This is a genomic window from Peribacillus muralis (assembly GCF_001439925.1).
Taxonomy (GTDB): domain Bacteria; phylum Bacillota; class Bacilli; order Bacillales; family DSM-1321; genus Peribacillus; species Peribacillus muralis.
The window spans coordinates 29,928-47,312 of sequence record NZ_LMBV01000025.1 but is presented as its reverse complement, the minus strand read 5'-3'; the positions used below and the strand labels follow the sequence as shown (position 1 = coordinate 47,312).

Here is a 17,385-nt window from a genome sequence, read left to right as displayed (position 1 = left end):
TGGTAAAATGTGGAGTGATGTACAACTCCTTTATTTCACTATGCCTTCACGAAATCCTCATGTCCTGAACTCACTCCACTTAACTTTGACCTCACAATCAAGGGTGATGAAATCCTGCGAATAAGTGAGTATTCGAGAGATATTTGCATCAAACTGAGGGAGTTGAAGAGTACATATTGATTTGTTGTTGAAAAGGTAAAATGGGCTCTCCCTTTTCATTAAGGAGAGAGCCCATTCTTGAATAAAGAGCTTATACTGGTAATTCAAACTGCTTAGAATATAGTTTTGCATATGCTTCGTTACATGCTAGTAACTCATCGTGCGTACCTTGTTCCACAATACCGTCCTCCGTTAATACGATAATCCTCCCGGCATTGCGGATAGTGGAAAGACGATGGGCAATGACTATGGTTGTACGCCCTTTTGCTAATGATTCTAGTGATTTCTTGACGATGCTTTCACTTTCGTTATCTAATGCGCTCGTTGCCTCATCTAATATGAGAACTGGCGGATTCTTTAAGAATACGCGAGCGATACTCAGTCGCTGCTTTTGTCCGCCAGACAGTTGGACACCTCGCTGTCCGATCTCGGAGTGATAGCCGTTTGGCAAGCTCATGATAAAGTCATGGGCATTGGCGTGCTTGGCTGCTGCGATAATTTCTTCATCGCGCGCTGATCTGTTTCCGTATCGGATATTTTCCAACACCGTTCCCGCAAAAAGGTAAACATCTTGCTGTACAATACCTATTGATTTTCTTAATGACTGTAGATCGATATCACGGACGTTTATCCCATCTAGCAACACTTCCCCATCTGTCACATCATAAAAGCGAGGGATAAGCGAACCTAATGTCGTTTTTCCTGCACCAGAAGGCCCAACTAACGCGATAAATTCTCCAGGTTGTACACGAAGCGACACGTTATCTAATACATTGTTCAAATGGTCCTCGTAACGGAAGGTAACTTGCCTGAATTCAATTTCACCATGTACTTCTGTCAGGTTTATGGCATCCTGTTTGTTTTCGATTGCAGGCTTCAGGTTCATGATTTCCATAAAGCGCTGGAAACCAGTAATTCCTTCTTGAAATTGTGTGCTCATGTGAGTCAGTTTTTGAATTGGTTCAATCATAAAGCCGATATACAGTAAAAAAGTAATTAAATCAGCTAAATCCAACGAGTTGTTTACAATATTGGCACTTCCAAAGATGATCACCGTAATTGTAATTAGTTGGATAATCGTTTCAAAACTATTGTACAAGAGTGCTTCTGCCTTGTATGTTTTCTTCCGGCTTTCCAGGAAACGATTATTTTCTCGGTTAAACTTCTCGATCTCTACGTGTTCGTTGGTAAACGATTTTACTACCCGGATTCCCGATAAGCTATCCTCTACCTGTGCGTTTACATCCCCAATTCGCTCTTTGTTTCTTGTTAATGCATTGTTCAGCATCTTATTAAAATACAATGCAAACACACCTAACAATGGTAAAAAACAGAACACGGCGATCGTTAATGGTGCGTTAATAAAGAACAAAATGAAAAATGCTCCAATAAATCGGACAAGATATTTAACGTAATCTTCCGGGCCGTGATGGTACAACTCAGAAAGCAGCAGCAGGTCGTGTGTGATTCGAGACATGAGCTGACCTGTCTTTTCCTTATCATAAAAGCTAAAGGAAAGCTTTTGCATGTGCGCGAACAGCTCGTTGCGCAAGTCACTTTCCATGAGAGCACCAATTTCATGACCTTTGTAGTCCACAAAGTAGTTCCCTACATTCTGGATAGCGACTAAAACAAGCATCAGGCCGCCAATCCAATACACCTCACTTAGCGCAGTGGACAAATCCCCTTCCAGTACATCTTTCGTAATATGCCGAACGAGCAACGGAAACACCAAAGTCAAAGTGGATACAATAAAGGCACAGGCCATTACCGACAGAAACACCGTTAAATACGGTTTGTAATATGAAAGAAAATGTTTTACTGGAAAACGCATGATTTACCCCTTTTTTGTGTTATTTAAATAATCACATATAAGGGGGTACACCGTTTACAATTTAAGAACGGGTTCCACCCTTGTATGTTAGTACGGTTTTATTCGTCATGTTTTTCATGTGAATTTTCCTCCTTGTTCGTTGATACTTCCATTGTAAACGATTTCATGTTGGAGTGAACAGTATATTTTAGTAAGATGGTGGTCGCGATGTATTAATTTAACGGCTATAGAAAGAGATGTGCTAACCAGTAATATAAAGTAGGATATTTAGTGTCCTTAGCATTGCAATTTTGATAATAACCATAATATTAGTTATATTATTTTTGATGAGAATAATTAATAAAATATAGTGATCTATATTCCAAAAAAGGGAGCGATTCTTGAATAAGGATCGCTTTTCTCAATGAACTAACGGGGCAGTTTAGTTGAATAAGAAGGAGTGAAATTGTTAAAATTCTCAGAAATGTTTTATATTATTATTAAAATTAATTTAACTAATAGGAATGATAAAAAATGTATAATGTGCCAGTCCAACTAAATAATTATCTCGATGAATTTCACAGGTTTATGAAATGGGGAAGTTATGGTTCATACTTTTCTGATATGAGAATTAGGCAGATAATAACCGACCAAGCTTTATATGATGTTGGAGTCGGGGGGATAGCAAACATCAAGAACTTGCAAAATAATTGTTAATTCACTTTAATCATGATACGAAAGCTATTGGTACATACGTAATAGAACGATACCATAACAAAATTGACGAGGAAGGATTTGTAATTAGTGATCACTCCCAATATAAGGGTCAAGACTTTCTGGGAAATTTAGTAATGGGGCATTCTATTCCCGGTTTTGGACTCTAAAAAAAAATGGATACAATGAAAGAAAAATCATCTGGAAGGTAGCTTGTTTCTCTGGAAAGTTGAAATGCTTCTAGCTATGGATTGGTCATTGTATCGTTCAGGCTTTCAATACCAAGCTTCTTGACGCGATGAACGACATCGGAGACTGTATTCCTAGAATGTCCAGTGCTAGAACTAATGGTTCTCTGACTGACTCCTTCAAAATAATATCTCAGAATTTCACGACAATTAACCATAAAAAAACTCCTGTATATTAGTGTCATGCTTATTTGCATGCAACTTTATTATACAAGAGGTGTTCTTTTTATATTGACTCTCCACCCCGCAAAAGATGGCTCTCTTCTCCTCATAAGTGGCTCAATTCATCTGCAATAATCAAGCGAGAATTTTTTTAGCCTTTAACCGTTATTCATCAAATAAACAAAAAATTATCCAGTCACTCTTGTTTGAACAAGAAGCAGCTGGATAACTTAAACCAGTCATTATAAATTTGTCACCAACACCAATTGACAAAGAGCCTTTTTTATTTATTTAAATATCTCCATAACGTTGTTCGACTGATACCAAGCTGCTCGGCTGTTAAAGTTTGGTTGCCATTATGTTGATCAAGTATTAGCTTGATCAAATCCAAATTAAATTCATGTAATGTTTTGCTACTGTTAAATGAAATATTCATTCCAGCTTCTGAATAAGATATATTTTCAACAATTTTTTGTTTGCCCAAAATAAAATTGACATTATTACTAGTTATATATAGCGATTTAGATAAGCATACTAATTCGGTTAGAACTTGTTTTAACTGTTTGAAATTACCTGGCCAATTATATTGTGAAAGAGTAGCCAGAGCATTGGGCTCGTACCCGATAATATCAGTATTGTTTTCAATATTTACCTTATTTAAAAACATCGTTAATATAGCCGATATTTCATTTTTTCTTTCTCTTAATGTAGGTAGAAGAAAACTTATAGAATTCATTCGATTCAGTAATTCTTTATAGAATTCTGATGTAATATCTTCAGATGTTTTTTCGCAAATAAATATCAGTCGATTACTTACGTGTAAGTTAGTAGATTCAATAATAGTGATTAACTTTTCGAAGTTTTCATTTGAAATTTTATCAAAGTGATTAAACTGTATTGTATTACCAACTTCAAGTAAAGGGCCGTTACTTGTGTTTAAAAGGTGTTTCCACATTGTATCATTTAGTAAGTTAGAATTAATCGTTACCATTGTATTATTGTTATTATTTTGACTGGTGAATACGCTCTGAGAGACGATATCTTTTCCTGTACCTCTTTCTCCTAGTAATATAATTGGAGAATTATTTGAATTGATTTGTTTAATTTTATCGTTAATATCATTTGTGATAATAGGATTTTTATATAAGTTATTATTTAATTTTTGTTCCACTTCTGACTTATCTTCATATGTAACACCGAATTTAGAATTCATGATAGGTGTTAAAGATTTTTGAACAGTTACAATATAAAAAATATCATTTGTCTTATTTGAAATATTTACTTTTAAGTTATATAGAGTGTTGTTTACTGAATGATAAAAAGTATGTGATTCATTAAATGGAGTAGTATCTTTTTTATTAAGTAAATAATTATAGATTGAGACATTAATTTCTGTATCTAAACTTGAATAAATCAATTCAAACTGTCTGGATAAAATTAAGCAGTCAGTTTTAAAATTTTCAATAGCTTCTGTAAGTAAGTTATTTTGTAATTTTAATTTTTGAAGATGCATATTTAACTCTATTGCTTGTTCGTATGCACGTTTAATACTTTCACTTCCTGATGTAATAAGGATAGTATTTAAAGAAATTTCGAGTGCTAGTTTATTAGTTATTGCATCACAAAGAACTAATTTAATCCCTTTTCTCCCCAGTGATTTTAGTAGACCTAAATTATCACTTGAATCATCTATAGTATATATTTCCACAGAATAGTCCAATATGTCACAAATTAAATGTGCAGTTTCAGTAATACTTGAATAACCTACAATAGCAAATTTAGAAATATAGTTATTTGCTAGTTTGATTGCTCCTAAAATATCATATACAGATATTGAAACATCTATAACTGGTATAGATATATTCTTCCTAATTAAGTCAGCTGTACCTCCTCTTGATATTACAATATCGTAATTATTATGAATCACCTCCAGGGCTAGATTTTTTCCTTCTTGTAAATCACCAGTATACGTATTTAGCAAAATGTTAGAGAAAGTAGATCCTACATTTTCCATTGATTTTCTTAACTCTTCGTAAGGTGCTATACCAAGGATTTTTGTTATATTTTGCATATATATTCTCCTTATATGTTTCTTATTTAAACAGTTTAACGCTAATCCTTGAATTATGGTAACGTTTTCAATAGAAAAGTTTCAAAATGTAACGATAATAATAATTATCATATTTTTTTAGGTAGTGTATAAGCCCATAATTAAATTATAAAGTACCAAGGTGGTGAACAGATGATAAGGGTATTTATAATGGCTGACGATTTTACGGGAGCACTTGATACTGGAGTACAGTTTTCTAATTACGGTGTTAATACAGTAGTGACCTCTGATTTAGAGTTTGAATTTGGTGAAACTACAGATCAAATAGAAGTACTTGTCTTCAATACTGAAACAAGATATTTGAATAAATGTAAAGCATATGAAGTGATTAAGAAGATAGCCTTAAAAGCTAAAGAAGAAAATATTCAATATATATTTAAAAAAGTTGATTCAGCATTAAGAGGAAATGTTGCTTCTGAGTTAAGAGCTTTGAGTGATGTTTTCGAAGATGTATCAATTCCTTTTATTCCGGCGTATCCAGAACAGAATCGCTTTAGTTGCGAAGGAATATTACATATAGATTCAATTCCAGTAAGTGAAAGTGTTTTTGGACAAGATCCGTACGAACCAGTAATTGAAAGCCATATCCCATCTCTTCTACTTAAAGAAACAGATTTAAAAACTTATATTACAAAAAAATATGAAATTCCTCCAAAAGAAGAAAGAATTTTGTTAATAGAAAGTCACTCTGATGAGGAGATGTTATCTCAAGGGAATGAGCTATTAATGAATGATGCATTAAATATAACGGTGGGGTGTGCGGGGTTTGCTAAAGCATTAGCAAATATAATCTATAAAAAAAGGGATACAACTCAAAACGATATTAAACTTCCATTATTGATTGTAAGTGGAAGTGTTAATCCAGTAACAAAAAAACAAATTGTATTTGCGGAAGTGAATGGATTTGAAAGAATATCTTTAATGATGGAGCAACTTTGGGATAAACAATATTGGGATACAGTAAAAGGGCAAGAAAATATAAAGCAATATTTAAAAATTGAACAACCTTTAATGTTTGAAACATTCGGGAATGTATCGACAGATAAAGTAAATCAACTATCTGATCAAAGAAATGAAGCAAGATTTAGGATAGGACAGTCACTCGGATACTTAGTAAAGAATCTTATGTCAAATGGTATTAAAAGAACTTTATTATTTACAGGTGGAGATACATTATATCAATCGATGAGAGTTTTAGGGATTACCGAAATTAAACCTCTGAAAGAATTATTCCCCGGAATTGTTCTTGGAAGTATTGATTTTAAGGATGAAAAACATTATGTCATTACTAAATCTGGGGGATTTGGTAATGAAGATCTATTTATTAAATTAAATGAATTGATTAGTGACGAAGGAGATGTATATTATGTTAAATCTATATAATTTAAAAATGCCAACAAATGTGTTTGCAGGTTCAGATGCCATGAAAAACCTAAATACAATTATCAAAGACGGTGTTACAAAAATCGCGATATTTACAGGTGAAAACATACTTAAAATTGGATTGCTAGACGATGTCATAAGTATTATAGAAAAGAATAATATCGAGTATGAAATCTTATCTGATATACCAACAGAGCCATCTTATACAGAAGCTCAAGAGGTTATTGATAATTTTAAAGCATTGAACTCTGATTTTATAATTGGAGTTGGTGGCGGAAGTGTTATGGATATAGCTAAATTAGCATCTGTGTTATCTACTGATGATTATACTGTAAAAGATTTACTAGAGGATCCGTTATTAGCTAAAAAACAAGTGACAACATTAATGATTCCTACCACAGCTGGTACAGGATCTGAAGCAACTCCCAATAGCATTGTAGGTGTACCTGAAAAAAATTTAAAAGTTGGTATTGTAAATGGTGAATTAATTGCTGACCATGTTATTTTAGATAGCAATATGATAAAAAATTTACCTAAACCTATTGCTGCAGCAACAGGTATTGATGCTATAGCACATGCTATAGAATGTTTTACTTCAAAAAAAGCTAACCCAATCAGTGATACATTTGCACTAGAGGCATTAGATTTAATTATCAATAACATTATTGAAGCTTGCACAAATCCAGATGCACTTGAAGCTAAGAGTAATATGTTATTAGGTTCTTTCTATGGTGGGGTAGCGATTACATCCTCAGGGACTACAGCTGTTCATGCATTGTCTTATCCTTTAGGTGGAAAATATCACATTGCTCATGGTGTTTCTAATGCAATTCTACTAACACCAGTTATGAAGTTTAATGAGCCAGTTATTAAAGACCTCTTAGCTAAAGCATACGATAGAGTTGTAAAAGAAACAAATGAAGAATTAAATGTAAATGAAAAATCAAAATATATCATTGATTTATTAGAAAACATTGTGGAAACACTTGAAATTCCAACTAGCTTAAAAACTTTTAATGTGCCTGAGGAAGATCTAGAAGAATTAGTCGAGGCTGGAATGGAAGTTCAAAGATTACTTGTGAATAATATGAGAGAAGTAACACGAGAAGATGCTCGTAAAATTTATCTAGAAATTATGTAGGAGTGATTAGTGTGCAAAACAAATTACAAGGAATTATCACACCAATTGTTACACCAATGTATGACAATGAAGAAGTTAACTATGAAGAACTCGTAAATCAAGTGAATAGAGTCATTGAGAATGGTGTCCATGGTATTTTTACATTTGGTACTAATGGAGAAGGGTATATTTTAAGTGAAGAAGAAAAAGTGCATGTCATGGAAACAGTAGTTGATACAGTAGCGGGGAGGGTTCCAGTATATGCATCAACAGGATTAGTTGGAACACAAGATACAATTCGCTTGTCTCTAGAAGCAAAGCGTGTTGGTGTAGACTACCTATCAATCATTACACCATATTTTGCAGCAGCAACTCAAGAAGAGATTTATAATCATTTTAAAACAGTTGCTGAAGCGGTTGATGTGCCAATTGTTTTATACAATATTCCTGCTAGAACCGGTAATACCATTCAACCTGCGACTGTTGAAAAACTAAGTCACATTGACAATATTGTTGGTGTCAAAGATAGTAGTGGAAACTTTGATAATATTCTTCAATATATTGAAAGAACAAGAAATAGAGAAGATTTTTCTGTGCTATCAGGTAATGATTCATTAATATTATGGACGTTACTTGCTGGGGGAACAGGCGGTATTGCAGGATGTTCTAATGTTTATCCGTTTACTATGGCACAAATATACGAACAATTTGTAAATGATAATATTGAAGAAGCTCGTAAATATCAAGATTCTATCAGAAGTTTTAGAGATTGTTTTAAATTTGCGAATCCAAATACTGTGGTAAAAACTGCTGTTGAACTACTAGGCTATCCGATTGGGAAGTGCCGTGCACCATTCAATCAAGTGTCTGATGAAGGAGTTACAGCATTAAAATCAGTATTAAATGAAAATATTGAAGCAGGGATGAAGTAATTAGGAGGACATTATGAAAAAAAATATAGGAATAACAATGGGTGATCCTGCAGGTATCGGACCTGAAATCTCAATCAAAGCTTTTCAAAAGAAAAGCTTATACGAAAAATGTAACCCCTTACTTATTGGAGATAAAAGTATTGTAGAGAGCTATTTAGAGAAATTCCCAGAGGTTAATATTAAAGTAAATGCGATTACTACACCGGAAGATGGGTTGTATGAATGGGGAACAATGGATGTAATTGACTTAGCTTCTGTAGATGCAAATGAATTACAGATTGGTGAAGTGTCTAAAGATGCCGGAAATGCGGCATATCTCTATGTTGAAAAAGTCATTGGATTAGCACTTGAGGGGAAAGTAGATGCAACCGTTACGAATCCATTAAATAAAGAAGCGTTAAACTTAGCAGGACATCACTTTGCGGGTCATACTGAAATTTATGGACAGCTTACAAATACTTATAAATTTTCCATGATGTTAGCTGATGGTGATTTAAGAGTGGTTCACGTTTCAACGCATGTTTCTTTAAGAGAAGCCTGCGATTTAGTTAAAAGAGAGAGAGTATTAGATGTCATAAAAATTGCTCATCAAGCTTGTGTAAACTTGGGTATCGATAATCCAAGGATTGCTGTGGCGGGATTAAATCCACATTGTGGAGAAAATGGATTGTTTGGTACTGAAGAAATTGATGAGATCTTCCCTGCTATTGAAGCAGCTAAAAGTGAAGGGATTAATGTATACGGACCTGAACCTGCAGATACAGTTTTCTCAAAAGCTCGTGGTGGAATATATGATATCGTTGTGGCGATGTACCATGACCAAGGACATATCCCATTAAAACTATTAGGGTTTGTATATGATAAAAAACAAAATAAATGGAAAGAGGTTTCTGGAGTTAATATTACATTGGGATTACCGATTATCCGAACCTCAGTTGATCATGGAACAGCATTCGATCAAGCAGGTAGTATGACTGCGAGTGAACTTAGTCTTGAAAATGCAATTGATTATGCAGTAAAGCTGGCGAATAATGTTAATTAAGAAACGAAGTGAATAGTGTGATATTTGATTTAATAGAATATTTAGATGAATATATATCATTGAATCCAAAATTCGCCAACGGTTTAAATTAAACGAAGTCGAAATAGATTATAATAAGCGATTTGATTTTGATGGTGGTTATTTGTTCTTTCAGGAAGGAACTACGAATCATATAGATGAAGGAACATTTGAAGCACATAAAAGATATATTGATATTCAAATTGTTTTGGACGGATCAGAATATGTAGCATGGGCACCAATTAATCAATTAGTAGTTGATGTTGAAGATAATGCGGAAAAGGATGTGGTTCAATTAAACGGCAGTTCGAAAGCAATCATGAAAATCAATAAAGGTATGGCCTATATTTGTCTGCCTCACGATGGACATAAAGCGTCAGAATATATAAATAAAGCGGTAATAAGATAGAAATTTAATTAGAAAGATAAGGTGATTAGTATGAGTAATAATTCATTAGTAATTCACGAGTCAATTCCAAACGGTAAATTATATCATGATGATTATACAAATATTGATTTTTCTTTAATTCCATCTGGTCCTTTTTCAACCGCACATGCACCAACTATTATTAAGTTAGACGATGGAGATTTATTATGTGCATGGTTTGCAGGTTCATTTGAAGGCAGTCCCGATATTTCAATTGTATTATCAAAATTCAATCATGAATCTCAAGAGTGGAATGAACCGAAAATTGTCTCGCAGGATGATACGCGTAGTGAGCAAAACCCATCATTTTTCCACGCACCTGATAAATCAGTATGGTTAATATATACTTCTCAGGAAGGTCGACGACCAGATAAAGATAATATGCAGTTTACGTCAATTATTAAATATCAGAAAACATACGACAATGGTGAAAATTGGACTGAACCAGAAGTATTATTTAGCCAACCTGGTACATTTGCTCGACAAACTATTCAAATATTAAGTAATGGAAGATGGATATTTAGCACGTGGGTATGTGAAGATTCAGAATTAGGTCTTACAAACGATCCTACAGTATTTCAAGTATCAGATGATCAAGGACTAACATGGAAAGAAGTAGGCATGCCTGAAAGTAACGGACGAGTACATGCCAATGTTATAGAATTAGAAGATGGACATTTAGTGGCATTTATGAGAAGTAGATTTGCGGATTATATTTATAGAAGTGAGTCAACGGATTATGGAGATTCATGGACAGTGCCTGAGCCAACAATCTTACCAAATAATAATGCAAGTATAAGTGCAATCAAACTGGATAACGTTGCAATTGCTATTGCATATAATGCATCATCTGCTAATAATCCTGAAAAGGGTAAAGTAGCATGGCCTGGATTAAGAAACCCGGTAGTGGTTTCAGTGTCTGAAGATGGCGGAAATACTTGGCCAATCGGTCGAATTATTGAACAGGCAGAAGGTTTCATTGGTGCAGAGAATAAAACGAATAATTCACAATTTGAATATCCTACTATTTATCAAGATGCGGAAGGACATATACATTTAGTATACGCATATAAGAATAGAATATGTGTAAAATATAACAGTTTTTCAGTTGAAGATATATATGGTGAAAAACGCGAAAATGAAAGGGTTTACAATCCTACATCTGGAGAAATAAGTTAGATATTAAGTTATCACATAATTATATTTGATAGTCTCATTCATGAAAACGGGCTTTAGAAAGAGACCTTGACAGTCTACAATATGATTCAAAGTGTTATCACCTGACTGCTTTGGGCTAAAACCAAGTTAACAAAATATCCAGTTAACTTGTTTATGAAAGAGAGAGGGGAAACAAAAATGACAATGCACATGATTCTTGCACTTGGTATCTTGGTCCTGATGATTGTAATGATCATGTCAGACAAATTTGCCTTCGGCGCACCTCCAATCATGGCCTGCCTTCTGCTAGTAGTCACCGGTCTGTCCACTGTTCAGGAGGCTTTTGCAGGCTTCGTGAACCCAAGCGTTATCATGATCGCTGGCTTTATGGTTGTTATGGCGGGACTAATGAAGACTAGCTTGATTGGTAAGGTTCAGTCCTCTATGCTCGCATTGGTAAATAGGGGCGGTTATAAGAGCTATGCTCTTTTGCTCGTGGTAGTTATGCTTGGTGCCAGTTTACCAGGTTCCGGTTCCACTGGTTACTATGTATTGATTCTATCCTTGATATCTACTATCCCTTACAATAAAAAAATGCCTACGTCCAAACTGATGATGCCTTTGGGGTTTGCTACTAACCACCCTTTGATTCCTTTCAATGTAGCACTCTTCTATGGTGTCACTATCAGCGTACTGGAAACGGCAGGTTATAACGACGGGCTTTCTATGACGAAATTTGCTGTAGTGAATTTCATCCTGGCTCTTGGTTTCTTGTTATGGAGTTTGGTTGCTTATCGTCTTCTACCTGATCATCCAATTACGGAAGCTTCTGTAGAGGATGAGGTGGCGGTTACGACTGAGGTTGAGGCTATGCCTGCATGGAAAGAATACTGTACCATCGCTGCATTTACCGTCAGTGTTGTTGGTATGATGCTTATGAACGTGTTGGGCAATGCTTCCTATGTAATCCCTGGCCTTACAGGAGCATTCTTACTAATAATCAACGTACTTGACTTCAAGGAAGTTCGTGATAATATGGGTGCACCTGTAATCCTTATGATGGCTGGTGTTATCGGCGTTGCTGACGCTCTGGCTAACTCTGGATTTACAGCTATGATCGGAGAGGTTGTGGCGAATACAATGGGTACTAATATCAATCCATTCATTCTTATCTTCATCTTCGCACTTCTAACTAGTACCTGTGCTACTTTTACTGGTTCAAATATGGGTGCTGTATACATCTTTGCGCCAATCGCTATTGCAACCAGCGTTAGTTTGGGACTTAATCCAGCTGCTGCCGCAACTGCAGTTGTAATATCTGGATGGAACGGAGGGTACATGCCAGTCGATGGTATGCCTGCTATGATTTTAGGCATGGGTAAATATAAGCTTCCAGAGTTCTGGTTGTTCACAGTACCTATGTACCTGATCCGTATTTTTGCACTATGTGTAGGTGCTATGATTATGTTCCCTGTAAGCTGATAAAGTGATAGAAGGAGCAATTGGATTAAGTGGGACGATATGGAGAAATCAATACATAAGTTTCAAACAAAATCCAATAATAGCAAAGCACACTCAGTCAGTCAGGTAATTCTTGTCGTCTGGGTGTGTTTTCTTTTTCGTTGATCATATGAGGGGATTAAAATATGTATGTTCCACCAAAAGTAAAACCACTTTGCCCATCAGAGATTTCTCCACGTTTTGAAGATGTGACTTACGCTAAAGTGATATTGAATAATGGCAAGGAATATAGCTTGAAACTTGATATTTATCAGATTGCAGAACAAAGTGATTCCGGTCCATGCATTATTTATATTTTCGGAGGAGATTGGCTAAGGATTCATTTTATTGGTACAAAAAAGTAATCGAGTAACACGGAAGTTAATGGTGATAAAGGTCGATCTAACACAACCGCTAAATCATCGCTAGAAACATCCAGCTGCCCCTCTCTTTAAGCTTCTCCATTAGCCACCTATGAAGTGTTAATGTTTCAATAAGTGGGGAACCCTTAAACAGCTTTCAATCCTCAATGGGCGCGATTCTTTAATAAGAATCGCTTTTCTTAATGAACTTACGGGTGCGTTAGCTGAAGATCGGAGCTGTCTTTAAGGCAGCTTCTTCTTATGGAACTAAAGGGGCAGGATAGTGAATAAGAATATATTAAAAAACTGAAAAACATTCTAATAAAAAATGTTTTTTGTAGTCTTCCTCTTGAGGATAAAACAAAAGAGGCTGGGAATATGAGCGAGTTTTGACTTTTTAACTACCATTTTCTATACTTAAACCGATTGGTCTTCATAATTAGTAGGAGGAAATTTAATGAAAGTTAAAGGTGATACAAGAGAAAGAATTATTCAAACTGCTGCATATCTCTTCCAACTTCAAGGGTATCACGCAACAGGTTTGAATCAAATAATAAAAGAGAGCAGATCACCTCGGGGCTCTGTTTATTATCACTTTCCAAATGGAAAAGAAGAGCTAGCCATTGAAGCTGTAAAATATACAGGAAGATCTATTGAAGAACAAATCAAAGAAAGTATGGCCCAAATCTTAGATCCTGTTGAAGCCATCCAACATTTTATTGGTGTAACAGCCAGCCAGTTTAATGATCCAGAAAATGTTGAGGGAATTCCAGTTGGCTTGTTAGCGAGTGAAACAGCTTTGATCAGTGAGCCTTTACGATGTACATGTGTTAAAGTTTTTAAGAGTTGGGCAAATGTGTTTGCAAAAAAGTTAATCCAACATGGATTTGAACATGAAGAAGCAGAACAGCTTGGGATCACCATTAACTCAATGATTGAAGGCGGAATTATGTTCTCGCTGGCTCATAAAGATAAACAGCCACTTTTACTTATTTCAAAGCAAATTCCAGTTATTGTACAAAAAAAAGGGTAGCATTTTGTTACTCTTTATTTTATAATCAAAAACTATAGACCGGTCGGTCCAATAATTATGTAGAACGGTCTATATTTATAGGAGGGAATTAAATGACATCAATAGTTAATAAATTACCAGAAGAAAAATTGCCATATTTAATACGAAATGGGGAAGGTCCTCGCTATCTCTTTGGACGTCAAGTAGCGACAATTATGGCAAATGGAAAAAGTACAGGGGATATGTTTGAAATTGTCTTATTTTCAGGTGGAAAAGGAGATTCTTTCCCTCTTCATCTTCATAAAGAAACTCATGAAGGCATTTTAGTTTTAGACGGAAAAGTAGAACTTATCCTTAATGGAGAAAAGCATCTTCTAGTATCGGGTGACTACGCTCAAATTCCAGCAGGCACGACCCATGGCTATAAAATGCAGAGTCATCGCACTCGTTTTGTTTCGTATACAATGAAAGGGAAAGTTGCGAACTTTTATGCGGAAATTGGTAAACCTTATCAGCATGTTGAGCATCCTCCAGTTGCAGATGAATTGTCTTACGAACGTTTCTTACAAGCTGCAGCAGTTTCTGATATTGAGTTTGTATCAAATGAGGAAAACTTAGAAACTGAAGTAAAACTTGTGACAAACTCAAAACGTCCTGATGAAGTTGTTCCGTATGTCCTTGAGTCTGGGGAAGGAGATCGCCTATTAACAGGTGACCAGCTTCACCGAATTGTGGCAGCTCAGACAAATACCGATGGACAATTTATCGTTGTTTCATCTGAAGGTCCAAAAGGTGATCGGATTGTTGATCACTATCATGAGCACCATACAGAAACTTTTTACTGCCTAGAAGGTCAAATGACAATGTGGGCAAATGGAGAGGAAATTAAGCTTAACCCAGGGGATTTCCTTCACGTTCCGGCTCACACCGTTCATTCATATCGTCTAGATTCTCCATATACTAAGATGGTAGGAGTACTTGTTTCAGGTCTATTTGAACCATTCTTCCGTACTTTGGGAGATCAATATGAGCATCATATTTTCCCAGCTGATCCTCAGCCACTACGTTTTGATCGAGTAATTGCAAATATTGATAACCTCGATTTAAAGATGGCAAATCAAAATAAAGGATAAAAAGATGATGAGGTTAGAGAAAAAACTGTTCTCTAACCTTGTAAAATCAACCTTTATTCCAGATTAGAGAGAAGGGGAAAAATGAAAAAAGATCTGATAGATATGAATGAAAAAAGAAAAGGGAAACTTATCTTGATTTTAGCATTTGCAATGGTGATTTCAGTCATGAACTCGACCATGTTTAACATTGCACTTCCTACTATTACAAATGAATTTCATCTGCAAACATCACAGGCAGGATGGATTGTGACAGGATATATTATTGTGTATGCCATTGGATCTGTCATGTTTGGAAAGCTCGCTGATAAATACACGTTGAAAAACTTATTAACAGTTGGCTTGCTCATTTTTGCATTTGGATCTTTAATAGGTTTTTTGGCAGCAAACTTTTGGTTTGTTTTAGCAGGGCGAATCATACAAGCGATGGGAGCTTCTATCATGCCGGCTACCTCCATGATCATCCCAACTCGGTATTTTACACCTGAAACACGAGGAAGAGCGCTAGGGATTACATCCTCAGCGACAGCCTTTGGAACAGCAGTTGGTCCCATTGTTGCGGGACTTGTGACAAACTTTATAAGTTGGCGCTATCTCTTTGTCATTTCGCTTCTTATTCTCCTGACGCTTCCGTTCTTTAGAATTTTTCTAGATAATGAGGAAGAAAAGGTGAAAAATAAAACAGATTTGATTGGAGCCTTTTTACTTGCCGGAACGCTTGCTTTGCTTCTTTTAGCTATTACGCAAGGGGCTTTATTACTTGCTTTTATCGGAATTGTTTTCTTTGTTTTATTTTTATGGAGAATTCGAGTAGCTCAAAATCCTTTCATACAAGGGAAGTTATTTGAAAATAGAACATTCTCCGCAGGGCTACTAGTCTCAGCTCTAAGTTCTGGGATTGGATTTGGTATACCGTACCTTACACCTCTTTTACTTCAAGGAGTTAATGGGCTGTCTCCATTGCTAAGTGGACTTGTAATGTTTCCTGGGGCGGTTCTTGCAGCTATCCTAGGAAGAAAAGGTGGGAAGCTTGCGGATCAAAAAGGAAATGGATTTGTAGCATACACAGCATTATTATGTTTCTTTTTAGGATATGGAATTTTGTCATTTATTGCAGGTTCCTCTCCATATTTCATTATGATTGTGCTAATTTTTGCTTATGTTGGTCAAACATTTATTCAAATTGCGTTAGGGAATACTGTGTCACGTTCGCTACCAAAAGAACAAGCAGGGGTAGGGATGGGCATTTTTATGATGATGAACTTTATCGCAGGGGCTACAGCTACTACACTAATAAGTAAAGCATTAGAAGTTAAAAGTGCAAGTCTTCAACTTAATCCATTTCTGTTAAATCACAATAGTTTAAACTACAGCAATATCTACGCCGTTCTGGCTATTTTAATTATGATTGTTTCCTTTATTTATATGAGTAACTTTCGAAAAGAAACTATAAAAGGCCATTAATAAAGCAGGATTGATAATAATATTGAAATAAGGATGAGCAGGACATGTTTTACGTCCACAATTTTAAGTAGAGGTAAATCCCTTCATCTATAGGATATGCAAGTATGACAGACAAGATGGTAGAATTAGCAAGATTACAACCTGGATTTAATAGCGTTGAGAGCGCAAGAGATCACGAAGGGCATGGTATTACAGTATCTTATTGGGAATCCTTAGAAGCGATTCAAAAGTGGAAAGAGAACACGAATCATCAAGTAGCACAACAAAAAGGACAAGAAACGTGGTACAGTAAATACAACGTGCAGATTTGTAAAGTAGTAAGAGAGTATTCTTTTAAAGGGAGTGATTGAATTGTTCAATTCAACCGAAAAAGGAAACGCTCAGTCCTTGGTCGCTAAAAGGTAACTTGAGTTTAAAAGTGGTTGCATTTGCGCATCCACTTATTAAATTCACCTAAATCAGCTAGTAGTTGCTTGTGAAGAATTGTTCTTAAAGTAACGAGAGCTTGAGTAAAACTGTTGCAATTAAGCAGTCTTTTTTCTTATTGCGCTAACGGGTGCGTTGAAGAAGATTTAAGACTGAGGCCATATTTTAGTTATTCCATTCAAGGGCGCGATTGTTGAACAATAAG

15 protein-coding genes are annotated in these 17,385 nt (G+C 35.4%); 12 read left to right on the top strand and 3 right to left on the bottom strand.

The genetic code is table 11. The features are described 5' to 3' along the window. Positions 1-250 precede the first annotated feature (250 nt). From ASU00_RS20535 to ASU00_RS20525, 3 genes are all read right to left on the bottom strand, one after another. Complete coding sequence (locus ASU00_RS20535) at positions 251-1,993, bottom strand: ABC transporter ATP-binding protein (protein ID WP_057915323.1); 1,743 nt, start codon at positions 1,991-1,993, stop codon at positions 251-253. A gap of 937 nt (positions 1,994-2,930) precedes the next feature. Then, on the bottom strand, positions 2,931-3,092 hold the full coding sequence (locus ASU00_RS25140) for a helix-turn-helix domain-containing protein (protein ID WP_201786318.1): 162 nt from the start codon (positions 3,090-3,092) through the stop codon (positions 2,931-2,933). A gap of 287 nt (positions 3,093-3,379) precedes the next feature. Continuing rightward, the gene (locus ASU00_RS20525) at positions 3,380-5,167 is read right to left on the bottom strand and encodes a sigma-54-dependent transcriptional regulator (RefSeq protein WP_057915321.1); all 1,788 of its coding nucleotides are present in this window, start codon (positions 5,165-5,167) and stop codon (positions 3,380-3,382) included. Positions 5,168-5,338: 171 nt separating this feature from the next. Here ASU00_RS20525 and ASU00_RS20520 point away from each other — a divergent pair, with 171 nt between their 5' ends. From ASU00_RS20520 to ASU00_RS20465, 12 genes are all read left to right on the top strand, one after another. After that, complete coding sequence (locus ASU00_RS20520; RefSeq protein WP_057915320.1) at positions 5,339-6,589, top strand: four-carbon acid sugar kinase family protein; 1,251 nt, start codon at positions 5,339-5,341, stop codon at positions 6,587-6,589. Next, positions 6,573-7,730: an iron-containing alcohol dehydrogenase gene (locus ASU00_RS20515; protein WP_057915319.1), complete on the top strand. Its 1,158-nt coding sequence runs from the start codon at positions 6,573-6,575 to the stop codon at positions 7,728-7,730. The genes ASU00_RS20520 and ASU00_RS20515 overlap by 17 nt, the downstream gene beginning before the upstream one ends. Positions 7,731-7,741: 11 nt before the next feature. Continuing rightward, a complete protein-coding gene (dapA, locus tag ASU00_RS20510) occupies positions 7,742-8,641 on the top strand; it encodes a 4-hydroxy-tetrahydrodipicolinate synthase (RefSeq protein WP_082630532.1) in 900 nt (299 codons plus the stop codon). Positions 8,642-8,654: 13 nt separating this feature from the next. Further along, positions 8,655-9,683 (top strand): 4-hydroxythreonine-4-phosphate dehydrogenase PdxA, encoded by a 1,029-nt coding sequence (pdxA, locus tag ASU00_RS20505; RefSeq protein ID WP_057915318.1) that lies wholly within the window; start codon positions 8,655-8,657, stop codon positions 9,681-9,683. Positions 9,684-9,732: 49 nt separating this feature from the next. Further along, the gene (locus ASU00_RS20500) at positions 9,733-10,110 is read left to right on the top strand and encodes a YhcH/YjgK/YiaL family protein (RefSeq protein WP_082630530.1); all 378 of its coding nucleotides are present in this window, start codon (positions 9,733-9,735) and stop codon (positions 10,108-10,110) included. A 30-nt stretch (positions 10,111-10,140) separates the two neighbouring features. Beyond that, complete coding sequence (locus tag ASU00_RS20495; protein ID WP_057915317.1) at positions 10,141-11,307, top strand: sialidase family protein; 1,167 nt, start codon at positions 10,141-10,143, stop codon at positions 11,305-11,307. 177 nt (positions 11,308-11,484) lie between these two features. Beyond that, positions 11,485-12,768 (top strand): SLC13 family permease, encoded by a 1,284-nt coding sequence (locus ASU00_RS20490; RefSeq protein WP_057915316.1) that lies wholly within the window; start codon positions 11,485-11,487, stop codon positions 12,766-12,768. 164 nt (positions 12,769-12,932) lie between these two features. After that, positions 12,933-13,151 (top strand): hypothetical protein, encoded by a 219-nt coding sequence (locus ASU00_RS20485; protein ID WP_057915315.1) that lies wholly within the window; start codon positions 12,933-12,935, stop codon positions 13,149-13,151. A gap of 454 nt (positions 13,152-13,605) precedes the next feature. Further along, the gene (locus ASU00_RS20480) at positions 13,606-14,181 is read left to right on the top strand and encodes a TetR/AcrR family transcriptional regulator (protein ID WP_057915314.1); all 576 of its coding nucleotides are present in this window, start codon (positions 13,606-13,608) and stop codon (positions 14,179-14,181) included. A gap of 92 nt (positions 14,182-14,273) precedes the next feature. Continuing rightward, positions 14,274-15,293, top strand: a complete 1,020-nt coding sequence (locus ASU00_RS20475) for a quercetin 2,3-dioxygenase (protein ID WP_057915313.1) — start codon at positions 14,274-14,276, stop codon at positions 15,291-15,293. A gap of 81 nt (positions 15,294-15,374) precedes the next feature. After that, positions 15,375-16,754 (top strand): MFS transporter, encoded by a 1,380-nt coding sequence (locus tag ASU00_RS20470; RefSeq protein ID WP_201786317.1) that lies wholly within the window; start codon positions 15,375-15,377, stop codon positions 16,752-16,754. Positions 16,755-16,831: 77 nt separating this feature from the next. Further along, positions 16,832-17,104, top strand: a complete 273-nt coding sequence (locus ASU00_RS20465; RefSeq protein WP_057915312.1) for an antibiotic biosynthesis monooxygenase family protein — start codon at positions 16,832-16,834, stop codon at positions 17,102-17,104. Positions 17,105-17,385: the final 281 nt, after the last annotated feature.

Excerpts from the sequence above, each read along its gene's own strand:
- ASU00_RS20535 (WP_057915323.1), bottom strand. The coding sequence starts at position 1,993 with ATGCGTTTTCCAGTAAAACATTTTCTTTCATATTACAAACCGTATTTA.
- ASU00_RS25140 (WP_201786318.1), bottom strand. The coding sequence starts at position 3,092 with ATGGTTAATTGTCGTGAAATTCTGAGATATTATTTTGAAGGAGTCAGT.
- ASU00_RS20525 (WP_057915321.1), bottom strand. The coding sequence starts at position 5,167 with ATGCAAAATATAACAAAAATCCTTGGTATAGCACCTTACGAAGAGTTA.
- ASU00_RS20520 (WP_057915320.1), top strand. The coding sequence starts at position 5,339 with ATGATAAGGGTATTTATAATGGCTGACGATTTTACGGGAGCACTTGAT.
- ASU00_RS20515 (WP_057915319.1), top strand. The coding sequence starts at position 6,573 with ATGTTAAATCTATATAATTTAAAAATGCCAACAAATGTGTTTGCAGGT.
- pdxA (WP_057915318.1), top strand. The coding sequence starts at position 8,655 with ATGAAAAAAAATATAGGAATAACAATGGGTGATCCTGCAGGTATCGGA.
- ASU00_RS20495 (WP_057915317.1), top strand. The coding sequence starts at position 10,141 with ATGAGTAATAATTCATTAGTAATTCACGAGTCAATTCCAAACGGTAAA.
- ASU00_RS20490 (WP_057915316.1), top strand. The coding sequence starts at position 11,485 with ATGACAATGCACATGATTCTTGCACTTGGTATCTTGGTCCTGATGATT.
- ASU00_RS20485 (WP_057915315.1), top strand. The coding sequence starts at position 12,933 with ATGTATGTTCCACCAAAAGTAAAACCACTTTGCCCATCAGAGATTTCT.
- ASU00_RS20480 (WP_057915314.1), top strand. The coding sequence starts at position 13,606 with ATGAAAGTTAAAGGTGATACAAGAGAAAGAATTATTCAAACTGCTGCA.
- ASU00_RS20475 (WP_057915313.1), top strand. The coding sequence starts at position 14,274 with ATGACATCAATAGTTAATAAATTACCAGAAGAAAAATTGCCATATTTA.
- ASU00_RS20470 (WP_201786317.1), top strand. The coding sequence starts at position 15,375 with ATGAAAAAAGATCTGATAGATATGAATGAAAAAAGAAAAGGGAAACTT.